This window comes from Nocardioides sp. Root240 (genome assembly GCF_001428825.1).
Classification (GTDB): domain Bacteria; phylum Actinomycetota; class Actinomycetes; order Propionibacteriales; family Nocardioidaceae; genus Nocardioides.
Genome location: NZ_LMIT01000013.1, coordinates 323,185 through 340,478, shown reverse-complemented (window position 1 = coordinate 340,478; position 17,294 = coordinate 323,185). Strand labels below are relative to the sequence as shown.

Genomic DNA, 17,294 nt, shown 5'->3' with positions numbered 1-17,294 from the left:
AACCCTTTCTCCATCCCTCGCGTTGCGCTCGGCAAATGACAGTCGTACTGTGACAGTCATGAGCGCAGTCGCGGGGGTCGAACCGACTCGGGAGTCCGATGGTGAGAGCGCGCTGCGCACGGTCGACGAGCTCGCCGCCGCGGCGGGACTGACCGTCCGCACGACCCGCTACTACGCCAGCCTCGGCCTGCTCCCGCCGCCTGCGCGCCGCGGCCGCATGGCCTGGTACGACGACACCCACCTCGCCCGGCTCGAGATGATCCGCGCCCTCCAGGAGCACGGCTTCACCCTCCAGGCGATCGAGAAGTACCTCGCCTCGCTGCCCGCCGACGCCGGCGTGGAGGACCTCGCCGTCCAGCGCGCGATGCTCACGTCCTGGACCGTGGGCGAGCCCCAGGAGCTCACCCGCCGCCAGCTCGACCAGCACGCCGGGCGCAAGTTGACCGACGAGGAGGTCGCCCTGATCGAGGACTTCGGCCTGTTGCGCCGCGTCGGTGAGGACCACTTCACCCCGGTCCACGGCTTCGACGTCGCCGTCGAGCTGCTCCAGGTCGACATCCCCGTCGCCGGCATGCGCGCCGCCGGCGAGGCCATCGAGCGCCACATGTCCGCCCTCGCCGCGGAGCTGACCCGCGTCCTGCACGACGAGGTCGTCGAGCCGTGGCGCCACGAGCGCAGCCACTCCCGCGAGGACGCCGAGCAGCTCGAGGCCACCATCGGCACGCTGCGCCGGCTCACCCTCGAGGCGATCGTGCGCGGCTTCCAGCGCTCGGCCAACAAGCTGATCACGCAGTCGCTGGAGGGCGCCGCGGCCGAGGGACGAGGCCGCGGATCACGCCCGAAGGTCGAGGAGCGTCGACAGGCCCGCGCCGCGAAGCAAGCGGGCCTGTGACGCGTCACGAGACCGGGTGAGGTGACGTGCCTGGCCTGCCCGCAACCCGCGCCCGCTAGGGTCACGCACGTGACCCAACGCACTCTCGTCCTCCTCAAGCCCGACACGGTACGCCGCGGCCTGGTCGGCAACGTGCTGGCACGGTTCGAGGCCAAGGGCCTGAGCATCGTCGCCATGGAGCACCGCCACATCGACGCGGCGCAGGCCGACGCGCACTACGCCGAGCACGTCGAGCGCGACTTCTACCCGCCGCTGCGCACCTTCGTGACCAGCGGGCCGCTGGTGGCGCTGGTGCTCGAGGGCGACGAGGCGATCGAGGTGGTCCGCGCCCTCAACGGCGCGACCGACGGCCGCAAGGCTGCTCCGGGCACGATCCGTGGCGACCTGTCGCTGTCGAACCGCGAGAACCTGGTGCACGGCTCGGACTCGCCCGAGTCGGCCGCGCGCGAGATCGCGCTCTGGTTCCCCGGCCTCGCCTGACCTCCGGGCAGCTGCCCGAATCGCCTGACAGGGCTCCGGCCCGGACCTAGGGTCCGTGCAGGAGCGCCGGGCGTACCCCGCCCGCGCTCGACTCGGCGAGCGACGGAGTGACGGGGAGAGCGGTGACCCATCCAGGCGGCCCTTCCTTCGGCCCTTCCCCCTTCGACCCTTCCCCCGGCGGCCCGTACCCGGGTGATCCGTACCCGGCCGGCCACGGATTCGTGCCCCCGCCGCCCCGCCCGCCGTACGACGAGCGCTCGGTCGCCGCGCTGCTGCTGCTCGGCACCGTGATCGCCGCCCCGGTGTCGGTCGGGCTGGGTGTCCTCGGCATCCGGGCGACCCGCGGCGGCGAGCGCCGGGGCCGTTGGTGCGCCGTCCTCGCCGTGGTGGGCGGACTCCTCGTCCCGCTCGTGCTGGGCGTCGGTGCCCTGCTGCTGCGGGGGACCGAGGAGCGGGCGTCCGACCGGCTGGACGGCGTCGCGACCGGAGACTGCGTGAACGTCCGGGTCGACGACGAGACCTTCGCGGCGACGGTCATCGGCACCTCGTGCACGGACTCGCACGATGCCGAGGTCCTGCACCGTGGGGAGCTGGACGTCTTCCAGGTGGGCGACTTCCTCGACGTCCCTGCGGACCGTCTCTGCCGGCCGCTGATCTCGGAGCGCTACCGGACCGAGCTGTCCACCCGTCGCTACGTGCTGACCGTCATCCTGGTCGGCAAGCCGTGGGAGCCCGCCGAGGAGGACGAGTTCCTCTGCCTCGCGGGCTTCGTCGGCGGCGAGCAGATGAGCGCCCCGATCGGGCTCGCGACATGAGCGCGGCGGACTGGTCGCGTCCCGGGTCGAGCCACCGCCCCACCGTGGGCGGGCACGCGCCGGCGACCGTCACCTCGGCCACCGCGGGGTGGTCGCTGGGGTGGGCGCTGGTCGGCTGCTGCTACATCGGCACGATCGTGTCGACCGTCCTGGCGCTGCGGGTCCTTGCGCACCGCCGGGCGACCGGGGAGGACCAGGGCAGCGGGCTGGCGATCGCCGCGCTCGCGGTGAACGCTGTCGCGGTGGGCAGCGCCGTGCTGGTGGCTTACGTCTGGCTGGTCGTACCGGAGCCGAGCCGCGGTGCCTCCCCTGCGATCGGGGTCTACGACGCCCTGCCGCACGTCAACGGCGACCCCGACGTGATCGCGAGCATCGCGGACATCGAGGCCAACGACTGCATCGTCCTTCCCGCGCTGCGCGGCGAGGAGGATGCCGACCACCGCGTCAACTGCGAGGACAGCCATGACCTCGAGTCGATCGGCATCGTGGTCCTCGACGACGAGACCTTCCCCGGGGACGCGGCCCTGGAGCGCCGGGGAGCGAGGCAGTGCCGCGGGCACGAGTTCAGGGAGTGGGTGGGAATCCCGCTGAAGGACTCCGAGCTCGAGGTCACCTGGGTCGCGCCCGACGAGGACGACTGGGAGGACGGCGAGCGGATCATCTTCTGCTTCGCCCGTGATCCCGCCGGGCCGGTCGACGAGTCGTTCTACGGGTCGCGCCGCTGAGCAGGCTGAGCCCGCGCCACGCCGGTGCGGCGTGGCTCCCGGGCTGACCCCTCTTGCTTACCTACCCTCGCTGGTGGAGGCGGTCGGTCCGTGCGCCCGGCCTCCACCCCGACACACTCCTCGCACCGCGGGGGAGCGGGTCGGCTTCCCCGAAGGCGCACGAGGGTTGGGTCGAGTTGACCCTGCCCGGCGACGTCTTGCGAGGAAGCGTGAGGGCGAACTCCATCATCGGCCGGGACATGGCCGTCGATCTCGGCACCGCCAACACGCTGGTCTACGTCCGCCGCCGTGGGGTGCTGCTGGACGAGCCGAGCGTCGTGGCGCTCAACGACGCCACCGGCGAGGTCATCGCGGTCGGCCACCAGGCCAAGCAGATGCTGGGCCGTACCCCCGACAACATCACGGCGCTGCGCCCGCTCCGCGACGGCGTGATCGCCGACTTCGAGGCGACCGAGCAGATGCTGCGGCACTTCATCGCCCGCGTGCACCGCCGTCGCTACTTCGCCAAGCCCCGCATGGTCATCTGCGTCCCGAGCTCGATCACGCCGGTCGAGCAGCGGGCGGTGAAGGAGGCCGGCTACCAGGCCGGCGCCCGCCGCGTCTACGTGGTCGAGGAGCCCATGGCCGCCGCGATCGGCGCCGGGCTGCCGGTCCACGAGGCGACGGGCAACATGATCGTCGACGTCGGCGGGGGGACGACGGAGGTCGCCGTCATCTCGCTCGGCGGCATCGTCACCTCCCTCTCCATCCGTACGGCGGGCGACGACCTCGACGGCGCGATCATCGCGTGGATGAAGAAGGAGCACGGCGTGATGCTCGGCGAGCGCACCGCCGAGGACGTCAAGATCACCCTCGGCTCGGCGTTCCCGCGCCCCGGCGAGCCGGAGGGCGAGGTCCGCGGGCGCGACATGGTCACCGGCCTGCCGCGCACCGTCACCGTGACCAGCGCCGACATCCGGCACGCGCTCGAGGAGCCGCTGCACGCGATCGTCGACGCCGTCCGGGTCACCCTCGACCAGACCCCGCCGGAGCTGGCCGGCGACATCATGGACCGCGGCATCGTGCTGACCGGCGGGGGAGCGCTGCTGCGCGGCCTCGACGAGCGGATCCGCCACGAGACCGGCATGCCCGTGCACGTCGCCGAGGACCCGCTGGTGTCCGTCGCGATGGGCGCCGGGCGTTGCGTCGAGGAGTTCGAGGCGCTGCAGCAGGTCCTGGTCACCAACCCCAGGCGGTTCTGAGCACCCATGGCCATCGACACCCGCCCGATCCGCTCCAGCGCGAGCGACGGCCCGGCCCGGCGTCCGGCGCCGCAGCGCGACCCCGACGACGACCGCGGCCGCCCGTCGCGCTCGCTCGTCGTGGCCCTGCTGCTGGCCTGCGCCACCCTGATGGTCGTCGACAAGGCCGGCGGCGACGGGTCCCCGGTCGAGACCGTCCGCCAGGGCGTCGGCGAGGTGGTCGGCCCGATCCAGGCCGGTGTCGCGACCGTCGTGCGCCCGGTCAGCGACCTGCCCGACACCTTCCGCACCAACGACGCGCTGCGCCAGCAGGTCCGCGAGCTCGAGGCCGACAACGCCGCGCAGGCCCAGCAGCTCGCCAAGTCCGGGTACGACGACGCGCGGCTGCGTCAGCTCGACGGGCTCCGGCAGCTCGCGGGCGACGTCGGCTACGCCCTGGTCCCGGCCCGGGTGATCGCGATCGGTGCCGCGCAGAACTTCTCCAGCACCGTCACCATCGACGCCGGCTCCGACTCCGGGCTGCACCCCGACATGACGGTCGTCGCGGCCGCGGGCCTGGTCGGCCGGATCACCTCGGTGACCAGCCACACCGCCACCGTGCTGCTGATCATCGACGACACGTCCAACGTGGGCGGGCGGATCGGCACCAACCTCGAGCTCGGCTTCGTGCGGGGCACCGGCGCGCTCGGCACCGACGACCGCCTCGAGATGGAGCTCGTCGACCGCAACGTCGTGCCCAAGGTCGGTCAGGAGATCGTGACCTGGGGCAGCAGGAACGGTGCGCCCTACGTCGCGGGCGTGCCGATCGGCAAGGTCGTGAAGGTCTACGAGTCGCTGCGCGAGACGTCCTACCGCGCCGTCATCACGCCGGGCGTCGACTTCACCGCGCTCGACCTGGTCGGCGTGGTCGTCCCGTCCGGCACGTCCGGGCACGTCATCGAGGCCGACGGGAGCATGCGATGAGGACCAGCTCGACCGGCCGGCTCGTGACCGTGCTGCTCGCGGTCCTGGCGGCCCTGCTCGTGCAGGTCACCGTGCTCCCGCACTTCGCCTGGGAGGTCGGCGGCCTCGGCGTCGTCCCCGACGTGGTGCTGCTCGTCGTGGTCGCCACCGCGCTCGCCACCGACACCCGCTACGGCATGCTCACGGGCTTCTTCGCCGGCCTCGTGCTCGACCTCGCACCGCCCGCCGACCACGTCGCCGGCCGGTGGGCGCTCGCCCTCATGGCGGTCGGGTACGTCGTGGGCCGCCTCGCCCACGACAACACCTCCGACGTGGGCCGGCTCGAGGCCGACGGCGCCCGGCGCCCGCCGCTGACCCTGGTGCTCGCGGCCGCCGCGGGCGGCTCCTTCGTCGGCACCTCCGTCTTCGCGCTGAGCGGGCTGTTCCTCGGTGACTCGGCCGCGTCGGTCGCCGACCTGCTGCAGGTCGCGCTGGTGGCGCTCGTGCTCGACGTCGTCTTCGCGCTGCTGGTCGTGCCGGCGACGTACTGGCTCTTCCGCAGGCTGGGCCGCGAGCGCGCCCTGCAGGGGATGTGGGCGTGAGCGCCGCCTCCCACCGCAGCCGCCTGCGCCTGATCGTCATCCAGACGCTGGTCTTCTCGCTGCTCGCCACCCTCGGCGCGCGGCTGTACTACCTGCAGGTCATCTCCGGTGAGGAGTACCAGGGCCAGGCCGCCTCGCAGTCGGTCCGCGAGATCGTCGTGCAGCCGCAGCGTGGCCTGGTCGTCGACGCGATGGGCCGCCCGCTGGTCACCAACCGGCTGACCTGGGTCGTCTCGCTCGACCGCACCCTGATCGGCAAGATGTCGGACGCCGACCGCGCCGAGCTGCTGCGCCGCACCGCCCAGGCCATCGGCATGAAGGTCCGCCGGATCGAGGGCAAGCTGCTGCTGTGCGGCGACCCCGGCTCGGTCGCGGGGGAGTGCTGGAACGGCTCGCCCTACCAGGCCGTCCCGGTGGCGCAGGACGTCAAGGAGACCGCCGCGCTGCGGATCCTCGAGCAGCCCGAGGACTTCCCGGGCGTCGTGGTCGACCGGCAGAGCGTGCGCCAGTACCCCGCCCCCTACGGCATCAACGCCGCCCACGTGCTCGGCTACCTCAGCCCGATCACCAAGGAGGAGCTCGAGGAGGCCGAGGACGACGGCGACAGCTCCGTCAACGGCGCCTCGGTCGTCGGGCGTGCCGGCGTCGAGAAGGAGTACGACGAGTTCCTGCGCGGCCAGCCCGGCTACCAGCAGGTCGCCGTCGACTCCAAGGGCCGGGTCCGCCAGGACGTCTCCGACCTCGCCGCCCAGCCGGGCGACACCCTCGTCACCTCGATCGACGCCAAGGTGCAGTCGGTCGTCGAGGCCCAGCTCCACAAGATGATCCAGACCCAGCGGGCCACCCTCGATCCGGTCACGAAGCGCAACTTCGAGGCCGACTCCGGCGCCGCCGTGGTGATGGAGGCGAAGACCGGCCGCATCGTCGCGCTGGCCAGCCAGCCGACGTACGACCCCTCGGTGTGGGTCGGCGGCATCACCGACAAGCAGCTCAGCCGGCTCTACTCCGAGGCCGCGGGCACGCCGCTGCTCTCCCGTGCCTTCCAGGGCCAGTTCGCGCCGGGCTCGACGTGGAAGCCGTTCATGACGGTCGGCGCGCTGACCCACGGCTACACGCCCGACACGACGCTCAACTGCTCCTCGGCGGTGCAGATCGGCAACCGTGCCTTCCACAACCACGAGTCCGCCGCCTACGGCGCGATCTCCTTCGCCCGCGCGCTCGAGGTCTCCTGCAACACCTTCTTCTTCCAGGTCGGCATGCACTTCTGGCAGAAGCTCGGCTCCGACCCCGACGACATCTCGGCCCGGGACCCGCTCGTCAGCCAGGCCGAGAAGTTCGGCTTCGGCTCGCGCACCGGCGTCGACCTGCCGGGCGAGGCGTCGGGCCGGGTCGCCGACCGGAAGTGGAAGAAGGCCTACTACGACTCGATGAAGGACTACTACTGCGGCATCGCCGACAAGCCGCAGGACGCGAAGACCTCCGACTTCGTCTACAAGTTCTCGCGCGAGTTCTGCATCGAGGGCTGGAAGTACAAGATCACCGACGCCGCGAACTTCGCGATCGGCCAGGGCGACACCATCGTGACGCCGCTCCAGCTCGCCCGCGGGTACGCCGCGATCTCCAACGGCGGCACGCTGTGGGAGCCGCGCGTCGGCAAGGCGGTCGTCTCGCCCGACGGCAAGGTGATCCGCGAGATCAAGCCGAAGAAGGAGCGCAAGCTCAAGATCCCCAGGAGCGTGCTGCGCTACCTCGACGAGGCCCTCCAGGGCGTCGCCTCGCGCGGCACGATGGCGTGGAAGCTCGGCGGCTTCCCGCTCGACAAGGTGACGATCCGCGCCAAGACCGGCTCCGCCGAGGTCTACGGCAAGCAGTCGACCGGCTGGGTGGCGTCGTACACCAAGGACTACGTCGTCGTGATGATGATCAGCCAGGCCGGCACCGGCTCCGGCTCGACCGGTGAGGGCGTCCGGGCGATCTGGGAGGCGCTCTACGGCGTCGACGGCGAGGACGTCAACGAGAACAAGGCCGCGATCCCCGGGGTCACGGCGCCCGCCGCGCTGCCGCTGTTCGGCGACGACGGCTCGATCCTGCCGCCCGCCCGGAAGGACTGACACGGCCTAATGAGCAACCGCATCCAGTCCTCGCGCGCGACGGCGCGCACGCGCCGCACGACCGCGTCGCGCCGGGTCGCCTTCCCGATGTGGGGCGACGTCGACCGCATCCTTCTCGCCGCCGTGCTGGCGCTGTCCCTGATCGGCTGCGTGCTCATCTGGTCGGCCACCCTCGAGCGCGACGACCTCACCGGCGGCGACTCGCGCGCCTTCCTGGTCAAGCAGCTCATCAACGTGGTGATCGGCCTCGGCCTGATGGCGACGGTCGTGATGACCGACCACCGGTGGGTCCGCATCCTCGCGCCGATCGCCTACCTCGTCGCGATCGCCGGCCTGGTGCTCGTGCTCGCGATGGGCTCGACCATCAACGGCTCACGCTCCTGGCTGATCATCGGCGGGATGTCCTTCCAGCCCTCCGAGCTGGCCAAGCTCGCGGTCGTCGTGGGCATGGCGCTCGTCGTCGCCGAGCGCAGCGAGGGCCGCTGGCGCGACCGGGTCGGTACGACGGACGTGCTCCTCATGCTCGTCGTGGCCGGCGTCCCCGCCGTCCTGATCCTCGCCCAGCCCGACCTCGGCACGATGCTCGTGCTGACGGCCACGGTCTTCGGCGTCATCGCGGCGTCCGGCGCGGACCGGCGCTGGCTCGGGCTGCTGGGCGCCGGTGGCATCGGCATCGCGGTGTTCGCGGTCGTCAGCGGCTTCCTGAAGCAGTACCAGGTCGACCGCTTCCTGGCCTTCACCAACCCCGACCTCGACCCGAAGGGTGCCGGCTACAACGTCGAGCAGGCACGGATCGCGGTCGGCAACGGCGGCCTGTTCGGGCAGGGCCTCTTCGACGGCTCGCAGACCCAGTCGGGCTTCGTGCCCGAGCAGCACACCGACTTCGTGTTCACGGTCGCCGGCGAGGAGCTCGGCCTGGTCGGCGCCGCCGTGATCGTGGCGCTGCTGGGCATCGTGCTGTGGCGGTCGCTGCGGATCGCGACCCGCACCGACGACGTCTTCGGCCGGATCGCCGCCGCGGGCATCGCCTGCTGGTTCGGCTTCCAGGCCTTCCAGAACATCGGCATGTGCCTCGGGATCATGCCCGTGACCGGCGTCCCCCTCCCGTTCGTCTCCTACGGCGGCTCGTCGATGTTCGCCGGCATGCTGGCCGTCGGCCTGCTGCAGAACATCCACCTGCGCACGCTCACCGCGCCCGCCTCGCGGCTCGCACCGCAGAAGCGGGTGCTGGTCCGGGCATGACCGACCAGGGCATGACGGACTTCCGCGTCGACCGGGTCGGCTCGGCGCTCGCCGGGACGAACCCGACCGTGCTGCGCCGGCTCACCGCGGGCTTCGCGGTGATCGGCGACGTGCAGCACCTGCCCGGCTACTGCGTGCTGATCACCGACGACCCCGAGGCCGACCAGCTCACCGACCTCGCGGTCGAGGACCAGCTGGCCTTCCTCGCCGACATGGCGCTGCTCGGCCGGGCGGTCGCCGCCGTCTGCGCGCGGCGCGACCCGGCGTTCCGGCGGATCAACCTCGAGATCCAGGGCAACACCGACGCCTTCCTGCACGCCCACGTCACCCCGCGCTACCAGTGGGAGCCCGAGGACCTCGTGCGCTGGCCCGCCGCCCTGCACCACTGGGAGCAGCGGGTCGACGTCGCCCGGCACGGGCTGGGGCCGCAGCACGACGAGCTGCGCGCCGAGCTGGTCGCCGCGATCGACGCGGAGCTGGCCGCTACGACGGCTTCCGGTTGACCGCGAGGATCGCGCCGCGGTCGTCGGTCGTGATCCCGGCAGCGGTGAGGATCCGCTGGACGATGTCGTTCTTGCCGTCGATGTAGTCCTCGATGCCGTCGAGCTCCTGCGCGGCGAGCGCGAGCTTCACCGCGCCGTAGGCGTCCCGCAGCTCGTCGTCCGCGCGCAGCGTGTCGCGCACGGCGAGGTGGTTGCGCAGCGACAGGGCGCCGGCCACGCACACGTACACGTGCCGGTCCGGACCCTCGTGCGCCCGCAGGAAGTGCCGGTCCGGCACCCCCTTGTCGCCCTCGTGGGTGTAGCCGGCCGCCTCGAGGGCGGCGATCGCGGCGGCCAGGTGCGCGCGCTCGACCACCACGTCGATGTCGAGGATCGGCTTCGCCGCCAGCCCGGGCACGGACGTGCTGCCGACGTGCTCGATCGCCGCCACCGGTACGCCGGCCAGCGCGCCGGCGAGGTCGGCCCGGACGGTCTCGAACGCAGCGCGCCAGGCCGGGTCGTGGGGCAGGACGGTCACGCGCACCGGACCATTGTGTCCGACCCTCAGTGGCCGGGCGGCACCATGAAGCTGTCGACCAGCCGCTCGTCGTCGGTGCCGAGGAGCTCGGGGTAGCGCATGCCCGGCAGCAGCGCGACGTCGAAGACCTCCTCGACCCGGTCCTCGAAGCGGACGAAGCCCATCGTCTCGCCGGTCTCGATGTCGACGATCCACACGCCGCTCTGCCGGTCCTCGAGCCGGGCGGTGAGGGGAATGCCGCCGAAGGTGACGGCCTCGCGGACCTGCGAGAGGCCGATGAACGCGTAGCGCCCGGCGAACGCCAGGCCGCGGGTGAAGCCGGGGAGCTGGGCGACCGTGGTCCGCTCGCCGGTCGTCACGTCGACGGTCACCAGGCTGCCCTGCCCGGACTCGAGGACCCAGAGCCGGTCGCGGTACCAGCGCGGGGAGTGCGGCATCGACAGCCCGGACGACACGATCTCGTCGGTGGTCACGTCCATCACCACGCCGCCGTCGGCCTTCCCCGGGCGCCAGCCGCCGGCGGCGTCGGTGGTCCCGAGGGCCGTCACGTAGCGGGGGCGCTCGTCGACGACCGCCAGTCCGTTGAGGTGGCAACGGTCCTCGGGCGCCAGGGCCGAGATGAACGGCGGGCGCCAGCGGGGTACGAAGCTGTGCACACCGTCGAGGGTGACCAGGCAGGAGAACCGGGTGTTGACGGCCCACAGCTCGTTGCCTGCCCAGGCGAGGTCGTGGACCCGGATGTCGCCGGTGTGCAGCCGGGTGCGTGGCACGAACACCGCGTCGTGCTGCGCACCGACCCGGTCGGCGAGGCCGGGCACGTTGCGGAAGGTGATCACCTCGCTGCGGGTCCCGAGGGCGAGGACGGGGCCGTGGTGGGCGATGCCCATCGGCTTCTCGAAGTGCTTGAAGTGGGTGTTGAGCCCGCCGTCCTGCTCGCGCATCACCACCACCCGGCCGGTCTGGTAGGTGCTCACGACCAGGCTGCTCCCGGTGAGCCGGAGCAGCTCGGCGAAGTTGGGCGTGGAGGTGCTGGCGTACGCCGCGTCGGGTGCTTCCCGGTGGCGTCCGACGGGGCGCCGGTCGAGGGCCTCCCGGGCGCGCTGTGCCGCTGCGGCGACCGCGGGCAGCACCGGCCGGAGCCGGTCGTCGACGGCTGCCACCGGCGTGTCGGGTGGCAGGGTGGGGGGCGCCTCCGGCGCGGGCAGGCGCAGGAACTCGGCCAGGCCGGCGAGCACCCGCTCGGGCTCGGCGCGCAGGTCGTGGTGCGAGATCGCTGTCCACGCGCCCGGCGGCAGGCGCTCGAGGTCGTCGAGGGCCAGGTCGACCACGCGCCGCCACTGGTCCGCCACGACCGTGGCGGCGTCGGCGCCGGCGAGGCCGCGCCACTCGGGGGTGAGCGGGCCGGTCCATGCCGGGCCGGTCCAGCCGGGCAGGGGAGTCGCGCCCGTCGTACCGGACTCCCAGGCGGCGAGCGACCCGGCGAGGGCCTCGAGCGGGTCGCGCTGCACGAAGACGAAGCGGGCGTCGGGCCAGGCCGCGCGCAGGAAGCGCACCTGCAGGGCAGCGTCCGGCCAGGAGGCCACCAGCCGCGTGTCCGGGGCGACCTGCCAGGCCTCCTCGAGCTGGGCCACGACCGCGGGGCGGGCGTCCTGGATGCCGAGCCGCGCCGTGTCCCACCCCCGCTCCGCCGGCAACAGCCGCGGTACGGCGGCCAGCGGCTCCGCGAGCGCCAGGGCGGACGTGCCGTCGTACCCGCTGAGGGCGGCGACCAGCGTCTCGGCGCCGGAGTGCGGCGCGGCGACCACGAAGACCGGGTGGCGCAGGCGGGGCGGTGTGGTCACGGGACGACTCTCCCAGCAGTCGGTGAAGGGCAGGAAGGGGAGAGGGACCTCCCGCCGGTCCGGCGGGAGGTCCCTCGATCAGCGGGCGGCGGAGGCGGTCAGGAGACCTTGACGCCCGCGCTGGTGGCGTTCCCGGTCAGGAACCGGCCGCTCGAGTCCGACGCGATGACCCGCAGGGTCAGCGTCTTGCCCTTGTCGGCCTTGACCGTCTTGTAGCTCGACGCGCGACCGACGACGACCGTGCCGCGCCGCCACTCGTACTTGTAGGTGACGCCCGTCCGCACGTTCCACGTGCCGACCTTCGACTTCAGGATCGTGCCCACCACGACCGAGCTGGGCTTGACGATGCTGGGCAGCGCGATCGCCTTGAGCGTGCGTCCGAGCGCGATGTTGACGCCCGTGACCTTGCCGCCCGAGCCGACAGCGATCGGCGTGGCCGTCGCGAGGGTGAACTTCGCCTTCCAGAACTGCTTGATGTACTCCACCCGGCTGACCTGGAGGTCGCTCTCGTCGAAGGAGCTGTAGCGCCAACCGGTCGCGCCGACGTAGTAGGTGCCCGGGCGCTGGTGGCCGAAGGTGTAGCTGCCGTTGCTGGTGGCCTCGGTGCTGTCGACCCGCTCGCCGTCCGCGTCGTACAGCGTGATCCACGACTCGCTCGTGTCGGTGCCGGCCGTGGCGGCGAAGGACAGGGTGCCGCCGATCGAGCCCCAGCGCTTCAGGTTGCTGTTGCCGGTGGTGGCCGTCCCCTTCACCGGGACCTTGAACGTCGTCGCCAGGCTGTACGCCGTGCTGCCGAGCCAGCTGCTGATGTCGACGTCGTCGTACGCCCGGACCTTGTAGCTGCCGGGCGCGAGCTGGGTGGCCGGGATCGACCAGGTGCCGTCGCGACGGGTCGACCAGTCGAGGACGCGGTTGCCGTAGGTGTCGTAGACCGAGATCTCACCGGCGTGCCCGACGCCGATGTCGTCGGTGACCTTGCCGTTCAGGCCGCTCGACTTGTCCAGCGCGACCTGGGCGAGCGCGGCGTTGGCGGTCTGCGAACCGGTCGCTCCCAGGGTGAGCGTCGTGACGCCCTCGGGAGGCGAGTACGGGTAGTCGGTGGCCTTGTCGTCGTAGAACTCGTCGCCGTACTCGTCGCGGCTGTCGTCGAAGGAGACCGTGTAGACGCCGGCGGGGAGCGGGGTCTCGGTCTCGGTGGCGTAGTCGTAGATCGTGCTGAAGGAGAACGTGCCGTCCGAGCCGGTCCAGTCGCTGGTGATCTGGTTCCAGCTCAGGTCCTCCTGCTGCTGGAAGAGGCGCACCCGGACGTCGGCCAGCGTGGCGCCGCCCGCACCGGTCACGGTGCCGCCGACGCGGGTGGGCGCCGTCGGGGTCACCGTCCCGGGGAAGGTGACCTTCGCCGTGCCGGTCGACTGGCCGGCGGTCACGGTCACGACACCGGCGTGGTCGGCGTCGTTGGAGGCGCCGGAGCCGACCCAGACCTGCTGGGTGTGCTCCTCCCAGCCGTCGCAGTAGCCGTCGTAGAAGTCGCCGTGGCAGACCGTGTCGCCGGAGCGGTCGTCGCCGACCAGGACCTTGTAGCTGCCCGCGGGGAGCTTGGTGGACCAGTCGTCCTCGGCCACGTCGTTGTAGTCGTAGTCGTAGTCGTACGCCCCGGCGTACGCCACCGGGCCGACCTCCCCGCTGGCGATGCTGGCGTTGGTGGCCGTGGACGGGAAGATGCGGACCTCCGCGTCGAGCCGGTTCCCGGGCTTGGCCACGGTGCCGGTGAGCCGTCCCTGGGTGATCCCGACGGCGAGCAGGCTGGCCGATGCGTACTCGACGTCGCCGTCGCCGTCGATCACGACGACCGGGGTGTACTCCTCGCGGAAGCTCGCGCTGGCCGCGACCTTGGCGGTGTAGCCGCCTGCGTCGAGCCCGGTGAAGCTGGTGTCGCCGGAGCCGTCCGTGGTGTGCGCCGTCTGGACCGGGCTGCCGGTCGCCGTGCTGTACAGCGTGACGCTCTGCCCGGACAGGGGCGCGCCCGTGCCCGCCGTGACGTGGACGTTGACGATGCCGGTACCGGCGGCGTAGGCCGCGTTGGCGACCATCAGCGGGCTGCCGGCGGCCACGACGGCGAGGGTGGTCCCTGCCGCCCACCGGCACCGCTGCCGTGACAGGAGGGTGAACTTGTTGTCCATCGGAGTCCTTTGGGGTCGTACGGATGGGGCGTGGGGGCGGGACGAGGCTAGGGACGGGGGCCGGCAGCCGGGTGAGAACGCGGAACTTTTCACCGTGCACAGCGGAACCGAGGACGGTGCCCCGGGATCCGCGCGCCGTGGTCTGGACCGCTCCGGCATGATGGGGCCGTGCTGACCGTCCGCCGTACCCCGCGCCAGCGTGTCGCGGTCCCGGCGGTGCTCGGCAGCCTCGAGAGCGTGGCCGCCCTCGTGCTCGCCCACGTGGCGGCCGGGGGAGAGGTTCCCCAGCCGCTGTGGCTCGCCGCCTTCGGCGCCCTCGTGTACGCCGCCAGCGGCCCCGTGCTGCGCCGCCGGGCCGGCATCCGCGTGGTGCTGCCGGCCCTCGTCGTGGTGCAGGTGCTGGGCCACGCCTGGCTGGTCGCGCTCAGCCCGGCCACGCACGCCGGTCACGGCCACGACGGCGCGATGCTGCTCGGCCTGAGCCCGTCGATGCTCGCCGCCCACGGCGTCGCGGCGGTGGTCACCGGAGTGATGTGGTCGCTGCGCCGCCGGGCGACCGAGGTGCTGCTCGGCTGGGCCCGGACCGGCGTGCTGCCGGTTCCCTCGGCCCCGCGCCTGCCCGCGCGGACCCGGCTCGTCGTACCCCGCTCGGCGTGGCTCGTCGCGGCGACGCCGACGCGCGGACCGCCGGTGGTCGTGCCGGCGACCGCCCGGGCCTGACCTCTGTCGGGTGCCGGGCGGGTCGCTGCTGCCTGCCCACACCGCCTCAGACAGAGAGAAGAACCATGCAGAACCGACGCTTCACCCTGCCCACCCCCGTCCGCGTCCTCGGTGCCGGCACCGCCGCGCTGGGCATCGTCGCCCTCAGCGCCGGCGCTGCCAGCGCGCACGTGTCGGTCTCCCCGAACACGACCGCTGCGGGCGGGTACGCCGTGCTGACCTTCAGCGTCCCGCACGGCTGCGAGGGATCCCCGACCAAGGAGGTCGCGATCGCGCTGCCCGACGACATCGTCTCGGTCACGCCGACGGTGAACCCGGGCTGGACGATCAAGAAGGTCACCGAGCAGCTCGCCGACCCGATCAAGGACGACGACGGCAACGAGATCACCGAGCGGACCAGCCAGGTCGTCTACACCGCCAAGACCCCGCTCGAGGACGGCTACCGCGACACGATGGAGCTCTCGCTCCAGCTGCCCGACGAGGAGGGCAAGAGCCTTTCCTTCCCGGTGATCCAGACCTGCGTGAAGGGCCAGACGGCATGGAACGAGACCGCGGCCGACGGCCAGGACCCGGAGACGCTGGAGCACCCCGCGCCGGCGTTCACCATCACCGCGGCGACGGGTGAGGGCCACCACGGGGCGGCGTCGGACGACGAGGCGGACGAGGCGGACGAGGCGGACGGGCACGCCGAGGCGAGCGACGCCGGCGACGACTCTGACGGCTCGGACGGCAAGGGCCTGGCGATCGGCGGCCTGGTCGCCGGTGTCGGCGGTCTCGCGCTGGGCGGCCTCGCCCTGGCCCGCTCGGGCAAGAAGGCCTGATCCGGCGATGCTGAAGCGTGCGCCGGCGCTCGTCGCCGCCCTCCTGCTCGCCGCGGTCGCGGTGCTCGGGCTGGCGGCGCCGGCGTCGGCGCACGCCACGCTGGTCTCGACGGACCCGGCGGAGGGCGCGGTCCTGGCGAGCGCCCCGGACCAGGTCACCTTCACCTTCGACGAGCCGGTCCAGCTGGTCCCGAAGGGCGTGCTGGCCTTCGACGCTGCCGGCGACCAGGTCGACGTGGACGCCTCGGCCAAGGACACCGAGGTGGTCGCCGAGCTGCCCGGCGACCTCGACGACGGCACCTACGTCGTCACCTGGCGCGTCGTCTCCTCCGACGGCCACCCCATCGCGGGCTCGCTGACCTTCCACATCGGCGCACCCAGCCCGAAGGTCGAGGCACCGAAGCTCGGCCCCACCGATCCCGGTGCCGTGCCCACCATCCAGGCCGTCGTGCACGGCCTGGACTACGCCGCGCTGCTCCTCGCCGGCGGGCTCGCGGTCTTCCTCGCGTGGACGGCCCGCGGCGTCCGTCTCCCCGACCCGGTACGACGCCGGCTGCTCCGCACGCTCCGCGCGAGCGCGCTGGTGGCCGTGCTCGCCGCGGCGGCCGCCGTACCGCTGGCGGGGGCCTACCAGCTGGGCACCGGCGCCGGCGGGATCCTCACCCTGGACGCCCTGGACCCGGCGCTGGTGCAGGACGACCTGCAGGTGCTCGCACTCCAGGTGGCCGGGCTCGGCGTCGCGGTGTGGGCCGCCGGCCTCGCGCGCTCGTCGCTGGTCGTCGACCTCGTCACCGCGCTCGCGGTCTGGTCACCCGCACTGGTCGGCCACACCCGTGCCTACGAGCCCACCACGCTGCTCGTCGTCACCGACGCGCTCCACCTCACCGCCGGCGCGGTCTGGCTAGGGGGCCTGGTCGGGCTCGCGCTCACCCTGCCCGCGATCTCCGGCCGCGCCCGCGACGCGGCGCTGCTGCTCAGCCGGTTCTCGACGCTCGCCGGGGGGCTGCTTGCCGCGCTCGCCCTGACCGGCGTCCTGCTGGGGTGGCGCATCATCGGCTCGTGGTCGCGCTTGGTCGAGGAGACCTACGGCCGACTGCTGCTGGTGAAGGTCGCCCTGGTCCTGGTGGTCGTCGCGATCGCCGCGTGGAACCGCTTCCGGCTGGTGCCGCGCGTCACCGACGGGGTCGGGCACGACGACCGCCGGCGGGCGAGCGGACTGGTGCGTCGTACCGTCGTGGCCGAGGCGGCGCTGCTGGTCGCCGTCCTCGGCGTCACCGGCTTCCTCACCCAGAAGCCGCCGGGCGGAGAGGCGCCGGCCCAGCCCGCCACCGCCGACACCGGGGTCGTCTCCGGCATCGCCTCCGACGACCTCAAGGTGCTCGCGGTCCTCGACAGCGGCACCGGCCTGCAGCGCCGGCTGATCGTGCAGGTGCAGGACCTGGCCGGCGACCCCCTCGACCTCTACGACGCCCCCGCGGTCGCGCTGCGCAACGACACGGTCGACCTCGGTGCCGTCACCGTGGTGCCCAGCGGCGCGGGCACCTTCGTCGCCGACGTGGTGTTCCCGACCGCCGGCCGGTGGCAGCTGCAGGTGAGCGTCCGGGTCGACGCGTTCACCAGTCCGGTGACCACGCTCGACCTGGACGTCAGCCGCTGACGACC

At 72.8% G+C, this 17,294-nt stretch carries 16 protein-coding genes; 13 read left to right on the top strand and 3 right to left on the bottom strand.

Annotated features, from left to right (window positions below):
* The first annotated feature begins 58 nt into the window (after positions 1 to 58).
* The 10 genes from ASE20_RS25330 (at position 59) to ASE20_RS19070 (ending at position 9,553) form a co-directional block, all read left to right on the top strand.
* Positions 59 to 892: a MerR family transcriptional regulator gene (locus tag ASE20_RS25330; RefSeq protein ID WP_056896141.1), complete on the top strand. Its 834-nt coding sequence runs from the start codon at positions 59 to 61 to the stop codon at positions 890 to 892.
* Positions 893 to 961: 69 nt separating this feature from the next.
* A complete protein-coding gene (gene ndk / locus ASE20_RS19110; RefSeq protein WP_056896140.1) occupies positions 962 to 1,372 on the top strand; it encodes a nucleoside-diphosphate kinase in 411 nt (136 codons plus the stop codon).
* Between the two features lie 221 nt (positions 1,373 to 1,593).
* Positions 1,594 to 2,187: a hypothetical protein gene (locus ASE20_RS19105; RefSeq protein WP_056896139.1), complete on the top strand. Its 594-nt coding sequence runs from the start codon at positions 1,594 to 1,596 to the stop codon at positions 2,185 to 2,187.
* Positions 2,184 to 2,912 carry a septum formation family protein gene (locus ASE20_RS19100; protein ID WP_056896138.1) on the top strand — a complete coding sequence of 243 codons (729 nt, stop codon included), beginning with the start codon at positions 2,184 to 2,186 and terminating at the stop codon, positions 2,910 to 2,912. Before ASE20_RS19105 ends, ASE20_RS19100 begins: the two co-directional genes overlap by 4 nt.
* Before the next feature lie 209 nt (positions 2,913 to 3,121).
* Complete coding sequence (locus ASE20_RS19095; RefSeq protein WP_318655583.1) at positions 3,122 to 4,153, top strand: rod shape-determining protein; 1,032 nt, start codon at positions 3,122 to 3,124, stop codon at positions 4,151 to 4,153.
* 6 nt (positions 4,154 to 4,159) lie between these two features.
* Positions 4,160 to 5,116, top strand: a complete 957-nt coding sequence (gene mreC / locus ASE20_RS19090) for a rod shape-determining protein MreC (RefSeq protein WP_082612585.1) — start codon at positions 4,160 to 4,162, stop codon at positions 5,114 to 5,116.
* Complete coding sequence (gene mreD / locus ASE20_RS19085) at positions 5,113 to 5,697, top strand: rod shape-determining protein MreD (protein WP_056896137.1); 585 nt, start codon at positions 5,113 to 5,115, stop codon at positions 5,695 to 5,697. The genes mreC and mreD overlap by 4 nt, the downstream gene beginning before the upstream one ends.
* Entirely contained in the window at positions 5,694 to 7,808 is a 2,115-nt protein-coding gene (gene mrdA, locus ASE20_RS19080) for a penicillin-binding protein 2 (RefSeq protein WP_056896136.1), read from the top strand. Before mreD ends, mrdA begins: the two co-directional genes overlap by 4 nt.
* A 9-nt stretch (positions 7,809 to 7,817) precedes the next feature.
* Complete coding sequence (gene rodA / locus ASE20_RS19075; RefSeq protein ID WP_056896135.1) at positions 7,818 to 9,050, top strand: rod shape-determining protein RodA; 1,233 nt, start codon at positions 7,818 to 7,820, stop codon at positions 9,048 to 9,050.
* Complete coding sequence (locus ASE20_RS19070; protein ID WP_056896134.1) at positions 9,047 to 9,553, top strand: hypothetical protein; 507 nt, start codon at positions 9,047 to 9,049, stop codon at positions 9,551 to 9,553. The genes rodA and ASE20_RS19070 overlap by 4 nt, the downstream gene beginning before the upstream one ends.
* Here the strand turns inward: ASE20_RS19070 and ASE20_RS19065 are convergent.
* The 3 genes from ASE20_RS19065 to ASE20_RS19055 form a co-directional block, all read right to left on the bottom strand.
* Positions 9,534 to 10,076, bottom strand: a complete 543-nt coding sequence (locus ASE20_RS19065) for a GrpB family protein (protein WP_056896133.1) — start codon at positions 10,074 to 10,076, stop codon at positions 9,534 to 9,536. The genes ASE20_RS19070 and ASE20_RS19065 overlap by 20 nt on opposite strands.
* A gap of 20 nt (positions 10,077 to 10,096) precedes the next feature.
* Complete coding sequence (locus ASE20_RS24435; protein ID WP_082612583.1) at positions 10,097 to 11,911, bottom strand: TIGR03032 family protein; 1,815 nt, start codon at positions 11,909 to 11,911, stop codon at positions 10,097 to 10,099.
* Between the two features lie 98 nt (positions 11,912 to 12,009).
* Positions 12,010 to 14,091 (bottom strand): carboxypeptidase regulatory-like domain-containing protein, encoded by a 2,082-nt coding sequence (locus tag ASE20_RS19055; RefSeq protein WP_056896132.1) that lies wholly within the window; start codon positions 14,089 to 14,091, stop codon positions 12,010 to 12,012.
* A 168-nt stretch (positions 14,092 to 14,259) separates the two neighbouring features.
* Between ASE20_RS19055 and ASE20_RS19050 the strand changes: the two genes are divergently transcribed.
* From ASE20_RS19050 to ASE20_RS19040, 3 genes are all read left to right on the top strand, one after another.
* Positions 14,260 to 14,811 carry a hypothetical protein gene (locus ASE20_RS19050; protein ID WP_056896131.1) on the top strand — a complete coding sequence of 184 codons (552 nt, stop codon included), beginning with the start codon at positions 14,260 to 14,262 and terminating at the stop codon, positions 14,809 to 14,811.
* 65 nt (positions 14,812 to 14,876) lie between these two features.
* Positions 14,877 to 15,632: a YcnI family protein gene (locus ASE20_RS19045; protein ID WP_056896130.1), complete on the top strand. Its 756-nt coding sequence runs from the start codon at positions 14,877 to 14,879 to the stop codon at positions 15,630 to 15,632.
* A 7-nt stretch (positions 15,633 to 15,639) separates the two neighbouring features.
* Positions 15,640 to 17,289 carry a copper resistance CopC/CopD family protein gene (locus ASE20_RS19040; RefSeq protein WP_056896129.1) on the top strand — a complete coding sequence of 550 codons (1,650 nt, stop codon included), beginning with the start codon at positions 15,640 to 15,642 and terminating at the stop codon, positions 17,287 to 17,289.
* Positions 17,290 to 17,294: the final 5 nt, after the last annotated feature.

What these genes read in the sequence shown, in the direction of transcription:
- ASE20_RS25330 (WP_056896141.1), top strand. Translation starts at nt 59, where the DNA reads ATGAGCGCAGTCGCGGGGGTCGAACCGACTCGGGAGTCCGATGGTGAG.
- ASE20_RS19100 (WP_056896138.1), top strand. Translation starts at nt 2,184, where the DNA reads ATGAGCGCGGCGGACTGGTCGCGTCCCGGGTCGAGCCACCGCCCCACC.
- mreC (WP_082612585.1), top strand. Translation starts at nt 4,160, where the DNA reads ATGGCCATCGACACCCGCCCGATCCGCTCCAGCGCGAGCGACGGCCCG.
- mreD (WP_056896137.1), top strand. Translation starts at nt 5,113, where the DNA reads ATGAGGACCAGCTCGACCGGCCGGCTCGTGACCGTGCTGCTCGCGGTC.
- rodA (WP_056896135.1), top strand. Translation starts at nt 7,818, where the DNA reads ATGAGCAACCGCATCCAGTCCTCGCGCGCGACGGCGCGCACGCGCCGC.
- ASE20_RS19070 (WP_056896134.1), top strand. Translation starts at nt 9,047, where the DNA reads ATGACCGACCAGGGCATGACGGACTTCCGCGTCGACCGGGTCGGCTCG.
- ASE20_RS19055 (WP_056896132.1), bottom strand. Translation starts at nt 14,091, where the DNA reads ATGGACAACAAGTTCACCCTCCTGTCACGGCAGCGGTGCCGGTGGGCG.
- ASE20_RS19045 (WP_056896130.1), top strand. Translation starts at nt 14,877, where the DNA reads ATGCAGAACCGACGCTTCACCCTGCCCACCCCCGTCCGCGTCCTCGGT.
- ASE20_RS19040 (WP_056896129.1), top strand. Translation starts at nt 15,640, where the DNA reads ATGCTGAAGCGTGCGCCGGCGCTCGTCGCCGCCCTCCTGCTCGCCGCG.